Annotated in this window: 10 protein-coding genes; 8 read left to right on the top strand and 2 right to left on the bottom strand. The window is 74.2% G+C overall.

All coding sequences use genetic code 11. From position 1 onward, the window contains the following. Positions 1-35: 35 nt before the first annotated feature. Complete coding sequence (locus B9W62_RS14105; protein WP_087807522.1) at positions 36-1,337, bottom strand: amino acid deaminase; 1,302 nt, start codon at positions 1,335-1,337, stop codon at positions 36-38. A gap of 196 nt (positions 1,338-1,533) precedes the next feature. Here B9W62_RS14105 and B9W62_RS14100 point away from each other — a divergent pair, with 196 nt between their 5' ends. The 8 genes from B9W62_RS14100 to B9W62_RS14065 all read left to right on the top strand — a co-directional run bounded on the left by B9W62_RS14100 (position 1,534) and on the right by B9W62_RS14065 (position 12,276). After that, a complete protein-coding gene (locus B9W62_RS14100; protein ID WP_087807521.1) occupies positions 1,534-2,598 on the top strand; it encodes a sugar kinase in 1,065 nt (354 codons plus the stop codon). Beyond that, the gene (locus B9W62_RS14095) at positions 2,595-3,359 is read left to right on the top strand and encodes an IclR family transcriptional regulator (protein WP_076976022.1); all 765 of its coding nucleotides are present in this window, start codon (positions 2,595-2,597) and stop codon (positions 3,357-3,359) included. The genes B9W62_RS14100 and B9W62_RS14095 overlap by 4 nt, the downstream gene beginning before the upstream one ends. After that, complete coding sequence (locus tag B9W62_RS14090; RefSeq protein WP_087807520.1) at positions 3,356-3,766, top strand: RidA family protein; 411 nt, start codon at positions 3,356-3,358, stop codon at positions 3,764-3,766. Before B9W62_RS14095 ends, B9W62_RS14090 begins: the two co-directional genes overlap by 4 nt. A gap of 125 nt (positions 3,767-3,891) precedes the next feature. Continuing rightward, positions 3,892-5,370: a GntP family permease gene (locus B9W62_RS14085; protein ID WP_087807519.1), complete on the top strand. Its 1,479-nt coding sequence runs from the start codon at positions 3,892-3,894 to the stop codon at positions 5,368-5,370. Positions 5,371-5,530: 160 nt separating this feature from the next. Then, positions 5,531-6,679 (top strand): macro domain-containing protein, encoded by a 1,149-nt coding sequence (locus B9W62_RS14080; RefSeq protein WP_087807518.1) that lies wholly within the window; start codon positions 5,531-5,533, stop codon positions 6,677-6,679. Then, positions 6,642-7,337 carry a hypothetical protein gene (locus B9W62_RS14075; RefSeq protein ID WP_087807517.1) on the top strand — a complete coding sequence of 232 codons (696 nt, stop codon included), beginning with the start codon at positions 6,642-6,644 and terminating at the stop codon, positions 7,335-7,337. Before B9W62_RS14080 ends, B9W62_RS14075 begins: the two co-directional genes overlap by 38 nt. Before the next feature lie 31 nt (positions 7,338-7,368). Beyond that, positions 7,369-8,022: an RES family NAD+ phosphorylase gene (locus B9W62_RS14070; RefSeq protein WP_087807516.1), complete on the top strand. Its 654-nt coding sequence runs from the start codon at positions 7,369-7,371 to the stop codon at positions 8,020-8,022. Positions 8,023-8,058: 36 nt separating this feature from the next. Next, positions 8,059-12,276 (top strand): CHAT domain-containing protein, encoded by a 4,218-nt coding sequence (locus B9W62_RS14065; RefSeq protein ID WP_087807515.1) that lies wholly within the window; start codon positions 8,059-8,061, stop codon positions 12,274-12,276. Here B9W62_RS14065 and B9W62_RS14060 read toward each other — a convergent pair. Continuing rightward, positions 12,257-14,233 carry a caspase family protein gene (locus B9W62_RS14060; protein ID WP_087807514.1) on the bottom strand — a complete coding sequence of 659 codons (1,977 nt, stop codon included), beginning with the start codon at positions 14,231-14,233 and terminating at the stop codon, positions 12,257-12,259. The two genes, B9W62_RS14065 and B9W62_RS14060, sit on opposite strands and share 20 nt — an antisense overlap. Between the last annotated feature and the right edge of the window lie 17 nt (positions 14,234-14,250).

Here is a 14,250-nt window from a genome sequence, read left to right as displayed (position 1 = left end):
CCTGGACCCGCTGCTCGGGTCCTCTACCCGGTCCTCTAGAAGAACGTGCGGATGTAGTCGACGACCGTCCCGTCCGCCTCGGCGACCGGGATGAGCTGCCACTTGTCGAAGGAGGTGCACGGGTGGGACAGGCCCGCCCCGAGCCAGTCGCCGACCTCCAGGTCCGCCTCGGCGGTGGTGCGCAGCCAGGCGTGCTGGTCGGACAGGCCGGTCACCGTGATCCCGGTCGCCGGGCGCTGGGGACCGCCGTCGGCGGGGCGCACCACCTGGGCGAAGGGCAGGTGCAGGTCGTAGGCCGCGTCCCGCTTGCCCGCGTTGGTGAACGCCTGCTCGGGGGAGGGGCGGGAGACGACCTGGCTCCACAGCCGGAAGGCGGGCTCCAGGGCGCCCTCCCCGGGGACCCGGTTGAAGGGGGTCAGCTCGCGGTAGTGGCCGTCGTCGTGGGAGACGTACGCGCCCGAGCGCAGCAGCTTCAGCACCGGCCGGGACAGGGCGGGGACCTCGGCGAACACGTCGGCCACCGCGTCGAACCAGGCGCTGCCGCCCGCGCTCAGCACGATCTCCTCCAGGCCGTCGAACCGCCCGGCCTTGTCGAAGTCGACGGCGAGCGCGACCAGCCGCCGCAGCCAGGCGTGCACGCGCTCCGGGTCGGCGTCCGGCACCTCGCCCTCGTACCCGGCGACCCCGGCCAGCCGCAGCGTCCGCGCCCCGGCCACCGCGTCGGCGACCGCCGCGCACTGGGCCTCGGTGCGCACGCCGGTCCGCGCGCCCTCGCCGGCGGCCAGCTCGACCACGACGTCCAGCGGACGGGAGGCGCCCGCGTCCGTCAGGGCCGCGTCCATCAGCTCGACGCCGCGCACGGAGTCGGCGTAGCAGACGAAGCGGAAGTCCGGGTCGGCGTCCAGCTCGGCGGAGATCCAGCGCAGGGCGGCGGCGTCGACCAGCTCGTTGGCCAGGAAGACCCGCTGGATGCCGAAGGCCCGCGCCACCCGCACCTGGTGCGGCACGGCGAGGGTGATGCCCCAGGCGCCGTGCTCGAGCTGGCGGTGGAAGAGCTGCGGGGCCATGGAGGTCTTGCCGTGCGGCGCGAAGGCGAGGCCGTGCCGGGCGGAGTACGTCTCCATGAGCTTCAGGTTGTGCTCCAGGCGCTCGGCGGACAGCGCGAGCACGGGGGTGGTGAAACCGCCGGTGAAGAGGTTGCGGCGCTGTCCGGCCAGCTCGGCGACGGTCAGGCCGTACGCGTCCGGCGGGAGACCCTTGAAGCGGTGGTCGACGTGCTCCTCGGCCAGCCTGGCGAGCGCGTCGCGGCCGGTGTCGGGGCCGGAGTCGAGGGCCATGGAGCCTCCCTGGTCTGATCCGTTGCAAAATCTGCAACGATCGTTGCGTATATCGCTTACTGCTGTCTAACATCTCGGCGAACGCGGGGTCAACGGAGCAGCCGCCCGCGAGACGCGAAGAACAAGCCCCAGACAGCGCGGACAGCGCAGACAGCACGGACAGCGCGGACGCCGCAGACGAGGAGCCCCCACCATCGTGACCGCCACCGGACGAACCAGCACCGCCCCCGACGTCGTGGACGTCGTCGCGCTCGGCGAGTCCATGGTCACCTTCCTGCCCTCCCGCCCCGGGCGCCTCGCCGACGTCCCCTCCTTCGACCGGGCCATCGGCGGTGCCGAGTCCAACGTGGCCTGCGTGCTCGCCGCCGCCGGACACTCCGCGCGCTGGGTCGGCCGGGTCGGCGCCGACGGCTTCGGCGACCACCTCGTCGAGGCGATCGGCGCCTACGGCGTCGACGTCTCCGCCGTGCGCCGCGACCCCGCCCGCCCCACCGGCATCTACTTCCGCACCGCCGGGGACCGCGCCACCGACGCCCACGAGGTGGCCTACTACCGGGCGGGCTCGGCGGCCTCCGCGATGTCCGTCGACACCATGGACCTCGACGCGATCCGCTCCGGCCGCGTCCTGCACCTGTCGGGCATCACGCCCGCGCTCTCCGCCGACTGCCTCGGCCTGATGCGCGAGCTGACCGCCCGCCGCCCCGGCCGCCCCCTCGTCTCCTTCGACGTCAACCACCGCCCCGGCCTGTGGCGCGACGCCGGGCACGGACACGGCCCCGAGGTGCTCCTCGACCTGGCCCGCGGCGCCGACCTGGTCTTCGTCGGCGAGGACGAGGCCTGGGGCCTGGGCGGCCCCGAGGCCGTGCGCGCCGCGCTGCCGGAACCGGAGCTGCTCGTCGTCAAACAGGGCGCGAGCGGCGCCACCGCCTTCCACCGCACCGCCGGCACCGACGCCGACGAGGTCACCTCCGTCCCCGCGCTCACCGTCGACGTCGTCGCCGCCGTCGGCGCGGGCGACGCCTTCGCCGCCGGGTTCCTCTCCGCCACCCTGCGCGAGAAGCCCGTACGCGAGCGTCTGCGCCACGGCCACCTCATGGCCGCCGCCGCCCTCACCGTCCCCGGCGACCTCGCCACGCCCCCGGCCCGCGATCACGCCGACCGCCTGGCCGCCCTCGACGACGCCGCGTGGGGGAGACTGCGACTCGGCCCCGGCTGGACACAGGACGTCCGAGGGGCCGACGAGGAGGTACGCACACCATGAGCCAGACCGTCGACCGCGCGCTGAGCATCCTGCCGCTGCTCGCCGAGGGCCCCGCCGACCTGGGCCGGGTCGCCGAACGCCTGGACGTGCACAAGTCCACGGCCCTGCGGCTACTGCGCACCCTCCACGACCACGGCTTCGTCTACCGCCAGTCCGACCAGCGCTACCGCCTGGGCGCCCGGCTGATCTCCCTCGCCCAGGAGGCGATGGAGAACCTGGACGTCCGCGAGATCGCCCACCCCCACCTCGTACGCCTCAACGAACAGGTCGGACACACCGTCCACCTCGCCGTCCACGAGGAGGACGAGGTCCTCTACATCGACAAGGTCGAGAGCCGCTACCCGGTGCGCATGTACTCCCGGATCGGCAAGCCCGTCGCCATCACCGTCGCGGCCGTCGCCAAGCTGCTGCTCGCCGACCTCCCCGAGAACGAGCGCCGGGCCGTGGCCGAGCAGCTCGACTACCCCATGTACACGGCCCGTTCGACACCGAACGCCGACGGGTTCCTCAAGGAACTCGCCAAGGTGCGCGAACAGGGCTGGGCCACCGACCTCGGTGGCCACGAGGAGTCCATCAACTGCGTCGCCGCGCCCATCCGGGGCGCCGACGGCCGGGTGGTCGCCGCCATGTCGGTCTCCGCGCCGAACGTGGTCGTCACCGCCGAGGAACTCCTCACCCTGCTCCCGCTGGTGCGCCGTACGGCGGACGCCATCAGCGGCGAGTACTCCGGCAGGACCCCAGTCAAGGAAGTCACCGCATGACCGACAAGATCGCTCTCGTCCCCGCGACCCACACCGTCCCCCCGGCGAAGTTCAGCCACGGCGTGAAGAAGGGCAACATCCTCCAGGTCGCCGGCCAGGTCGGCTTCCTGCCCCACGAGGAGGGCAAGGCCCCCACCCCGGCCGGCCCGACCCTGCGCGAGCAGACCCTCCAGACCCTCGCCAACGTCAAGGCGATCCTGGAGGAGGGCGGCGCGTCCTGGGACGACGTGATGATGCTCCGCGTCTACCTCACGGACGTGGACCACTTCGCCGAGATGAACGAGATCTACAACGCCTACTTCGAGGAGCAGGGCCTCACCCAGCCGCCCGCCGCGCGCACGACCGTGTACGTCGGGCTGCCCGCCGGCCTCCTCATCGAGATCGACGCGCTCGCCGTCCTCGGCTGACCGTCGCGCCACCCCGCCTGTCTACCGACTGTCTGTGAACGGCACGGCGTTCCCCGCCCCCGGGGGCGCCGTGCCGCGCTCCACCCTGCCCGAAAGCTCCATGTACTTATCCAGAGGACCCCCGTATGTCCTACTCGTCCCTCCCCCTTGCCGCCGCCGAGACCCCACCCCACACCGGCGGCCTGCTCACCCTGATCGACGGCACCGCCGGTCTGCTGACCGTCGCCGCCATCGGCATCGCGCTGCTGCTCTTCCTCATCATCAAGGTCCGGCTCCAGCCCTTCGTCGCGCTGCTCGCCGTCTCCATAGCCGTCGGCCTGCTCGCCGGCCTGTCGGTCACCGAACTCTTCGGCACCGTCCAGAAGTCGGACGCCGTCTCCACCATCGAGTCCGGCATGGGCGGCATCCTCGGCCACGTCGCCATCATCATCGGCCTGGGCACCATGCTCGGCGCGATCCTCGAAGTCAGCGGCGGCGCACAGGTGCTGGCCTCCCGGCTGCTCGGCCTCTTCGGGGAGAAGCGCGCCCCGCTCGCCATGGGCCTCACCGGCCTGATCTTCGGCATCCCGGTCTTCTTCGACGTGGGCATCTTCGTCCTCGCGCCCATCGTCTACGCCGCCGCCAAGCGCTCCGGCAAGTCGATCCTGCTCTACTGCCTGCCGCTGCTGGCCGGCCTGTCGATGACCCACGCCTTCCTGCCGCCGCACCCCGGCCCGGTGGCCGCCGCCGGACTGCTGAACGTCAAGCTCGGCTGGATCATCCTCATGGGCATCGTCTGCGGCATCCCCGCCGTCCTCGCCGCCTGGGTGTTCTCCGCCTGGATCGGCCGCCGCATCTTCGTGCCCGTGCCGCAGGACATGGTCGAGGCCTCCGAGGAGGCCAAGCAGGCCGTCATCGAGGAGCAGCGCACGGCGGGCGTCGCGCCCACCGAGACCCCGGTCGCGCTCGGCACGGTCCTCGGCATCATCGGCACCCCGCTGGTCCTGATCCTCGCCGCGACCTTCTCCTCCATCGCCCTGGACCCGTCCACCCTCCGCTCGGTGATCGAGTTCTTCGGCAACCCGTTCGTCGCGCTGACCATCGCCCTGCTCCTCGCCTACTACCTGCTCGGCATCCGGCGCGGCTGGTCCCGCAAGTCCCTGGAGACCGTCTCGACGGCCTCGCTGAAGCCGGTCGGCAACATCCTGCTGGTGGTCGGCGCAGGCGGGGTCTTCGGCGCCGTCCTCAAGGCCAGCGGCGTCGCCCAGGCCCTCTCCGACACCTTCAACGACGTCGGCCTGCCGGTGATCGTCCTGGCCTACCTGATCTCCGTGGTGCTGCGGGTCGCCCAGGGCTCGGCGACGGTGGCCATCGTGACGACGGCGGGCATCGTGGCGCCGCTGCTCGCCGAGGGCGACCACTCGCAGGCGTTCGTGGCCCTGGTCATCATGGCCATCTCGGCCGGCTCCATCTTCGCCTCGCACGTCAACGACGGCGGGTTCTGGATGGTCGCCAAGTACTTCGGCATCAGCGAGCGGGACACGCTCAAGACGTGGACCGTGCTGGAGAGCGTGCTGTCCGTCGCCGGGTTCGTGGTGGCCGCGGTGGTGAGCCTGTTCGTGTAGCGCCCGGCACGGGCGCCCCGGCGCCCGGAGCGGGGCGCCGCCCCGGAACCGCCCGGAAAGAGACCCGGCCGCGACCGGGCCGTGCGGTGCAATGGAAGAACCGGGGGGAGCGCCGGATCGGGCTTGTGAGGACGGAGGCGGCAATGGGATTCTTCATGCCATGCCGCCTCCCCCTCACCAGCCCGATCACGCGGCGGTGCTCGCCGAGGTGAGAGCGGTGCGACGGGCCGGCGTCGTCCGGCTCCGCGGACTCGCCGTCCCGGAACTGCTCCGCATCGCCCGCGAACGCCCCGGAGCCCGGGGGGAGCCCACCGGCCCGGCGGTCGAGCGGCTGCTGCGGGACGCGGTCACCGGCATCGGCGGCGGCACCCTCCAGGCGGCCGCCGAGTACACCCTCGGCCTCGCCCAGGGCACCCGCGACTGGCCCCCCGCCGACCGGCGGCGCCGGGCCGCCGAGGTGTACGGCGTCAGCGTCGAACGGTTCCGCAAGCACCACGAGTTGATGGTGCTTGACCAGGTCACCGAACAGATCGTCGGCCTGGCCGGCCGCGCTCCCGCGGCCGCGCCGCCCCACGAGGGCCCGGCGGCCGCCGGGCGGCCCGGACTCGCCGCCGCCCACCGCGTGGTCGAGCCCCGCGTGCACGGCCGGGCCGTCCCGGTCACCCTGCACGTCCACTCGGTGGACCTCCTGCGGGACGTCGACGTCGTGGTCTCCCCGTCGAACACGTACTTCGTGCTCCCCGCCCCGTACAAGTCGTCCGTCGCGGCGACGCTGCGCCGGGCCGGGGCCCGCACCGACGCGACCGGGGGCGTCGTCGAGGACCGGATACACGACGAACTGCGCGACTGGTCCGCGCGCCACGGACTCCCCGGCCGGGCGGCCCTGCCCGGCACGGTCGCCGTCACCTCCGCCGGCGCCCTCGCCGACCAGGGCGTACGCCGCATCTACCACCTCGCCGTGGCCGTGCCCCGCCCCGGCACCAACGACTACGACGTCCAGCCCGCCGACATCACCCGCGCCGTCGACCGGGCCTTCCGGCAGCTCGCCGAGGAGTCCGGGCGCCACGATCCGCCCCTCACCTCCATCTGCCTGCCCCTGCTGGGGGCGGGCCGCGGCGGCCTGCCGGCCCTGGAGAGCTTCGGCGCGCTGTGGACGGCCGTGGAGGCGGAACTGGCCCGCGGAGCCGACTGGGACATCCACTTCGTCGTACGCCGCCATGCCCGCGCCGATCTGCTGGAACGGCTGCTGGCCACCGCAGGGAGGAGGAGTGATGGCATCGCCTCGGCCGGGCCGCAGGGGCCCGTCTGATCCGCACGTCGTCCTGGCCGCCGCCGCGGCACGCTGGGACCGTCTCTCGGAGCGGCTGGGGCCGGAAGTCCGTGCCCGGCTGGCCGAGCTGCTCACCGTGGCCCGCGCCCCGGAGCAGGACGAACAGGCCCGCGGCGCCGCGCACCGGGCCGCCCGGCTGCTGCGGGAGCGACTGCCCGAGGAGTTCGGGGAGGCCGGACCGGCGCGGCTCGTCGCCGTCCACGAGACCGCGGGCGGACCGCCGACCGTGGAGGGGTTCGCCACCGAGGACCTGGCCGTGCTGCTCATCGACGGGCACCGCATGGTCGGGCCGCTCCTGCGCCCGGTGCGCGAACGGCTGCTCGCGGAGCCCGCGCTGGACCCCGAGACGGTCGAGCGGCACGGCGGCTCCCCCTACGCGCCCGACCTGATCCGGCTGCGCGGCACCGGTGGCCGGCTTCGGCTGCCGCGCTTCCAGTTCTCCGAGGACGCCCTGCCCTGGCTGGCCGTCCTGGAGGTCAACGCGCTGCTGGACGCCGACCACGATCCCTGGGGAGCGGCCGACTGGTGGCTGTCGGCCAACGCCTGGCTCGGCACCAGCCCCGTCCGGCTGCTCGGCACCGGGCGGGACGCCCAGCTCGTGGAGACCGCACGGTTCCTGATGGAGAGTGACTACTAGCCGTGCCGCGTTCAGTGGAGAGTGAGTAGCCGTGCCCAATTACCGGCCGCCCGAGGAGCTCACCGGCGACCCCGGCAAGGTCACGCTGGCCCGCGGCACCCTGCTGTACCGCGTGCACGGCTCGCACCGCGGCGCCGCCGATTTCAACCCGAAGCCCTCGCACTGCCTGTACGGAGGCGGCCGCTTCGACGCCACCGCGCACGATCCCTACGGCTACCTGTACACCGGGCTGAGCGGGGCTGCCGCCGTGTGCGAGACGCTGCTGCGGTCGCTGCCCTTCGACCCCCTCGGAGGGCCCCGGCTGCTGCCCCGCGCCGCCGTCCGGGGGCGCCGCCTGAGCACGCTGCGGCTCACCGCCGACCTGTGCGTGCTGCCCCTGATGAGCGCGCGGGACCTGGCCGCGGTGCACCAGGACACCTGGCTCGTGCACACGGAGGCCCAGGAATACCCGTACACCCGTGACTGGGCGCACTGGATCCGCCGCCACACCGAGCCGTGGGCACAGGGGCTGGTGTGGTCGTCCAAGCGGGAACCGGCGGACCGCACGGTGGTGCTGTTCGGCGACCGCTGCCGGCCCGGGACGCTGCGCTGCGAGGAGGAGGGTGCGGTGGACTTCGACACGGCCGAGGGGCGGGACTGGCTCAACTCGATGCTGCTGCCCTACTACGTCCACCTCGCGCCCTGACGGCGCGCGTCCACGACAACCCTGGGAAGCTCGCCCGTGACCGTTGCAGCCCCGACCCCGGACGACGCCCTCGTCGCCGAACTCCGCGCCAGGCGCGAAGAGCTCCTCGACACGCTCGCCACCATGGAGTCCGGCGACCCGGAGACACCCGCGCTGTGCGCCCTGGCGGGCGAACTCAGTTACCGGCTGCACCTGGTGACGGAGGGCAGCGAGGACGACCTCCAGCTGGCCGCCCAGGCGTTCGAACTCGCCTTCGAGGCACCCGGAGACGGCGGGGACTGGGCAGCCTGGCGGATCATGTTCGGGCACGTCCGGGCCTTCCAGTACGACAGCGAACCCGGTGCGGAACTCCTCGACGCGGTGGGGGAGCTGCTCACCGAAGGGCTGGCGGCGCTGCCCGCGGACGATGCCGATCACGACCTCGTCAGGGGACTGGGCCGGCAACTGCTCGCGGCCTGCGCCAAACAGCGCTACCTGCACTGCGACGGACCCGTCCCGCAGCGCGTCGGGCTCCTGGACGAGGCCCTGCGCCGGCACGAGGCGGCGGCCGGCACGCTGGAGCCCGGCAGCGAGGAGGCCGTCGACCTGACCGAGGCACGGGGCTACCTCCACCTGGAACGCAGCGAGTTGCTGCGCGACCCGGCGGACGCCGAGGCCGCGGCCGTCCACTACCGGGCCGTCCTCGACGCCGGACTGCCCACCAGCGATCTGCCCCTCGTCCGCTACAGCCTGGGATTCGCCCTCATGGTGCACGGCCGGGCGCGGACCGACCGCGCCGAACTGGAGCAGGCCCGCGAGGAGTTCGGCACCGCGCTGCTCGAGGCGCGGCGGGCGACCGGGCAGCAGCCGTCCTGGGCCTGGGAGGCCGGGATCCGCAGCGCCCTCATCCGCTTCGTCATCTGGGCCAACTGGAAGGACCAGGCGCACGCCGCCGCGGCCGAGGTGGAGCTGACCGAGCTGCTCGCCGACCCGGCCGACGTCGAGCGGCTCACCCCGGTCTTCCTCGACAGCTTCGGGCGCCTGCTGTACGAGCGGGCGAGCGCGCGGGGCGACGGCGCCGGCCAGGACCGGGCGATCGGGCTGATCCGGCGGGCGCTGGACGACTGGACGCCGGAACGCGACGGCGTGGTCACCGTCACCGCCTTGTTCCTCGCGGTCTTCCAGATGAGCCGGTACCGGGAGGACCCCGATCCGGCGCGGCTCCACGATGTCACCCGGGCCTGCGCGCTGATCCTCGGGGAAGACGACCTGGCCCTCGCGGGAAGTGTGCACAAGATGGCCCAGGGAATGGGCAGTTGGGCCTGGCTCGCCCTGGAGCAGGACCATGGCATCACCCCGGGATCCCCGGAGGACATCCCGGAAGCGATGCGCGTCGAGAACGCACGGAGCACCTACCTCGGGATGCTCGGCGACCTCGTCGAGGGGCGCGGTTTCCTGGACTTCAGCGACACCGACGACGACCTGCCCGGCATCATCAAGGGCATGGACGGCATCGCCCGGGGGGCGGAGGCCTTCGACCTGGGGTATGAGCGCTTCACGACCCTGGAGGACGGCAGCGAACGCGCCTTCTTCGCCCTCAACCTGCTCTCCCACGGCCTGCTCCTCGACCCGCACGGCACCCACGTCACCGAGGCGCAGAAGGCGGAACTGATCGATTTCGTCCTGTCCCACGGGAAGGACGATCCGGCCTGGCAGCGCAAGGCGCACGCCGTCGTCGCCCAGGCCCGGCTGCGCGAGGAGCTGAGCGGCACGGGCCGCGGCATGGACGCGGTCCTCGACCACCTCACGCAGGCCGAGGCGGCGGGTGCGGCGGGGGGCACGGACGACGGACTCGGGCACGGCATGGACCTGCTCCGGTTCGCCGCCATGTCCCACCGCGGGCAGACCGCCGGCGCCGCCGACGACCTGGAGGCGGCCGGCGCGCTGTGGCGCGAACTGCGCGACGACCCTCGCCTGTCCCCGTACCACCGCCGGGTCATGTCCGCCCAGCAGGCCGGTTTCGACGCCCAGGCGGCCGTCCAGCGCGGCGACCTCGCGGCGGCCGACGACCACATCGCCCAGATGCTCGCCGTGCACGCGGACCTCGAACCCGAGGACTCGACACGCATCGAACTGTGGACCCTGCTGGAGAACGCCCGCTCGGCCCGCGACCGCCTCGCCGACGAACGGGGCGCGCCACCCGCACCACCCCTGACCGGCCGCCCCTCGGTGACCCAACTGCGACGCGCGGCCCGTGAACTGCCGCGCGACCACCGGGCCTGGGTGCTCGGCGACAACGGCATCACCCGGTTCCTGCGGGCCCGCGACGCGACCGGCATCGGGGAGGCCATGGAGCTGCTCCAGGAGGCGTACGACCTGGTCGACGAGGGCAGTGACAGCTGGCTGCGCTACGCCCACTGCCTCGGCTCGGGCCACTGCGCGCTGGCCGAGGTGCAGGTGCTGCCCACGGCCCGCGCCCGCCACCTCGCTCAGGGGATCACCCTGCTGAAGTCCGCCTTCGACGCCGCCGGCGGCCCCGAGCACCGGCTCTACGCGGCCGCCGGACTCGCCCTCGGCCGCGCCTACCGCACCCGGGGCGAACTGCGCCACGACGACAAGGGCACGGGCCGCCGCACCGGGCTCGACGCGCTGCGCGGGCTCGCCTGGGCGGCACTGCTGCAATCCGGCACCGAGCATGCCGCGCAGGCCGTGAAGCAGGCCACCTCGACGGCCCTGGAGGTCGCCGGCTGGTGTCTGCGCGACCATGCCCTGGACGAGGCCGTCCAGGCCCTCGACGCCTGCCGCGGCCTTCTCCTGCACGCGGCGACCACATCCCGTACGGTGCCCGAACGTCTCGTCGCCGCGGGCCACGACGCCCTGGCCGAGGAGTGGCGGGCCGCGGGCCTCGCCGCCGCACCCGCCGACCCGCTCGCCTCCGTACGGACGCCGCTGGCCGTGCCGAGCGCCCTGCGCCGCCGGGTCCTGGCCGCCCTCACCGGCGGTGACCTGCTGCACGACCGCCTCCTAGAACCTCCGGAGCCGGACGAGATCGCCGCCGCGCTGCGCACCCTGCGCAAGGACGCCCTCGTCTACCTGGTCCCGGCCGGCGACGACACCCCCGGGACCGCCGTCGTCGTCACCACCACTGGCGCCGTGCACTCCGTGCCCCTGCCGACCCTCACCGAGGACGCGGCACCCCTGCGCGAGTACGTCGGCGCGAGAGCCCCCGGCGCGGTCCGGCTCGGCGAGTCCGCGACGGACGAGCGTGACGCGGGGCCCGTCCCCGGCTGGGCCTCGGCCGGTGCCCGGCCGGGCATCCCGTCCCTGCGGCAGCGGCTCGACCGGCTGTGCGGATGGGCCTGGTACGCCGGGATGCGGCCGCTGCTGGACGTCTTCGCCACCCGCACCGGGCGGGCGCCCCGGCTGGTGTTCCTGCCGATGGGAACGCTGGGCCTGGTGCCCTGGCACGCGGCCTGGGAGCTGGAGCCGGACGGACGGCGCCACTACGCGCTGCACGAGGCGGAGATCTCGTACGCCGCCTCCGCGCGCCTGCTGTGCGACGTCGCCGACCGGCCCGAGACCGCGCACACGGGGGCCGCGCTCGTCGTGGGCAACCCGACCGGAGATCTCGGCTGGGCGGGAGCCGAGGCCGACGCCGTGCAGCGGTCCTTCTACCCGCGCGGCCGGTTCCTCGGACGGCGCGAGGGCGGCGCCGCCGACGGCCCCGGCACCCCGCAGGAGGTGCTCTCCTGGCTGAACGGCACGGACCCGGACGACCCGGACCACGCGGTGGAGGGCGCAGTGCTGCACCTCGCCTGCCACGCCACCGTCGCGCCCACCGCCGGGCGCAGCTCCCACCTCTCCCTGTACGGAGGAGAGTTGTCGGCCGAGGAGCTGACGGACGCCGTCGGCGGCGGGCGCGGAAGGCTCGGTCTGGTGCTGCTCGCCGCCTGCCGCAGCCATGTGTCGGGGCGCGGGCACAACGAGGCGTACAGCCTCGCGACGTCCTTCCTGGTGGCCGGCGCCCGCTCGGTCGTCGGCTCGCTGTGGCCGGTTCCGGACGACGCGACCTCGGTCCTGATGTTCCTGACCCACCACTTCCTGCGTGTCGAGGACGAACCGCCCGCCAAGGCGCTGCGCCGGGCCCAGTTGTGGATGCTGGACCCCGAGCGCGAACTGCCCCCCGGCCTGCCCGCCCGGCTCGCCGAACGGGCCCGGCACATCGACCCGGACGACCTGAGCGCCTGGGCGGGCTTCACGCACCTCGGCCAGTAGCCGCCGTCGGCAGCGGTGGTACGACCGTCCGCACGGCGATCGTGCGCGTCGCCCAGCGTCCGGGCGCGCCCTGCGCCACCGGGCCCGCCTCACGAGGGCCGGCCGGTGTCGCCGGGGTGCCGAACCGCAGCACCCCGTCGGCGGCCGGACCGCCCGCCGCGGCGTCGTCCCGGCTCCCCGCCTCGTCCGGGTTCCACGCCCGCATCCGGAACGGGACCGTGCTCAGCTCGTCCTCGGCGACGACGAGTTTCAGCCAGTCACGGCAGTCGGCTCCCGGTACGGTCTCCCGGTCCGCCGGCAGCGAGAATTGCACGGGGTCGCCGTCCAGGGCGTAGCCGGTGGAGCCGGGGCCGATGAAGTGGCCGGGGAAGAGCGCCGGGTCGGCGGCGTAGCGGTCGGTGAGGTCGAGCAGCACGCACCACAGCGAGCGGTGCGGCGAACGGTTGTGCAGCCGGATGGAGACCCGCGGCTCCCGTGGCCCGCGTGCGCTCTCCGGCGCATACGGCAGGACGAGGTCACCGCTCCCGTCCGGCAGGAGGGCCCGGCCGTCGGCCGCGTCCCACGGGACGACCTCCACCTGCACCAGGTTGTCCAGCACCGAGGGCCGCGAGGTGAGGTCTCGCAGCTGGTACCAGCGGGCCAGATGGGACAGGCAGTCCACGACCCGCCAGGCGTCGGCGTCCGTGGTGAACGGCAGCGGCTCCACGAACGCGGTCCCGTCCCGCCCCAGCACCCGCGCGGTGGTGTCCCGCACCACCACCCTGATGTGCAGGTCCCCGTACTCCTCGGGCGCCGTCACGACCCGTACCAGCGGCGCGGGCCCGCCCCCGGGGCCGTACGACGCCACCGCCGCCCGCAGCAGGTCCGCCGCCCCGGGCCTGCCCGTGTCGTCCACACTCACCGTCGCGAGCGGGGTGGCCAGCGCGGTCAGGCTCACCGGGTACACCCGCTCGGCGTCGGGAGCCCAGCCGACCGGGTCCACCAGCGTCCGCTCGGTCCCCACCACGCGGGCCCGCAGGACGGTGCCCGGCGCCGCCCCCTGCGGCCCGACCACGCCGAACTCCGTGCCGTCGGCGCCGTCCCCGCCGCGCAGCCCGTGACCGCTGCCGCAGTCCACCTCCCAGCCGTCCGCCGCGAACCGCAGCAGATGCTCACCGGCGACCCCCGCCACCGCGCCCGCGAGGAACGGCAGATCCGCGGCGCCGCCCGGCACCTCGGGAAACAGCACCGGCCGCTGGCGGCCGCCGGCGCGCTGCACCTCCGCGGCGGCCGCGGACAGCAGCTGGCGGTAGGTGGTGTCCGGGCCGGCCGCCCGAACCGCGCTCAGCAGCGCGTGCGTGAACGCCCCGTGCCGTCGGCCCCCGAAGAATCCCTCGTACGACAGCTGGTCGAGCCGGCTGGCCGCCAGCAGCACGTGCCGCCGGGGTCCTTCGGGAAGGGCGAGCTCCCGTCCGGCCACCGGCGGCCGCCAGCCGGGCAGCGGTGGCGCGAACCGCGCGGTCAGGCCCGCGGGGACGCTCTTGCGGGTGGCGCCCCCGGAATAGCAGCAGTCGAGCACCGCCACCACATGCGCCCCGCCCGCGGCCACCGCGTCGAGCAGCGCGCCCAGCCGCTTGTCCGGCAGCGGTCCGTCCGCGCACACCAGCGCCTGGTTCCAGCCGGTGGCCTCGATCAGCAGGTCCGGGCCCGCGGCGGCCGACTGCGAGCCGTGTCCGGAGAACCAGAACACCGCCGTGTCACCGGGCCCGGCAGCCCCGAGGAACGTGAGGATCCCCTCCTCGACCGCGGCCATGGTCGCCGCGCCGTTCAGCACGGTCCGCACCTTGGCCGCGCCCGCCGTCCGGTCCGTCAGCAGCCGCTGGGCCTCCGTGACGTCGTTGACACACCCCGCCAGCGGCGACGCGATCTCCTCCGGGTAGTCGTTGATGCCCGCCATGAACGTGTAGATCGACCCCATGCCGGGCAGTGTGTCAG

The sequence above is a fragment of the Streptomyces sp. CS113 genome, from assembly GCF_002188365.1.
In the GTDB taxonomy this organism is placed as follows: domain Bacteria; phylum Actinomycetota; class Actinomycetes; order Streptomycetales; family Streptomycetaceae; genus Streptomyces; species Streptomyces tendae.
Note: the sequence above shows the minus strand (reverse complement) of the source record. Positions and strands in the feature narration are given on the sequence as shown.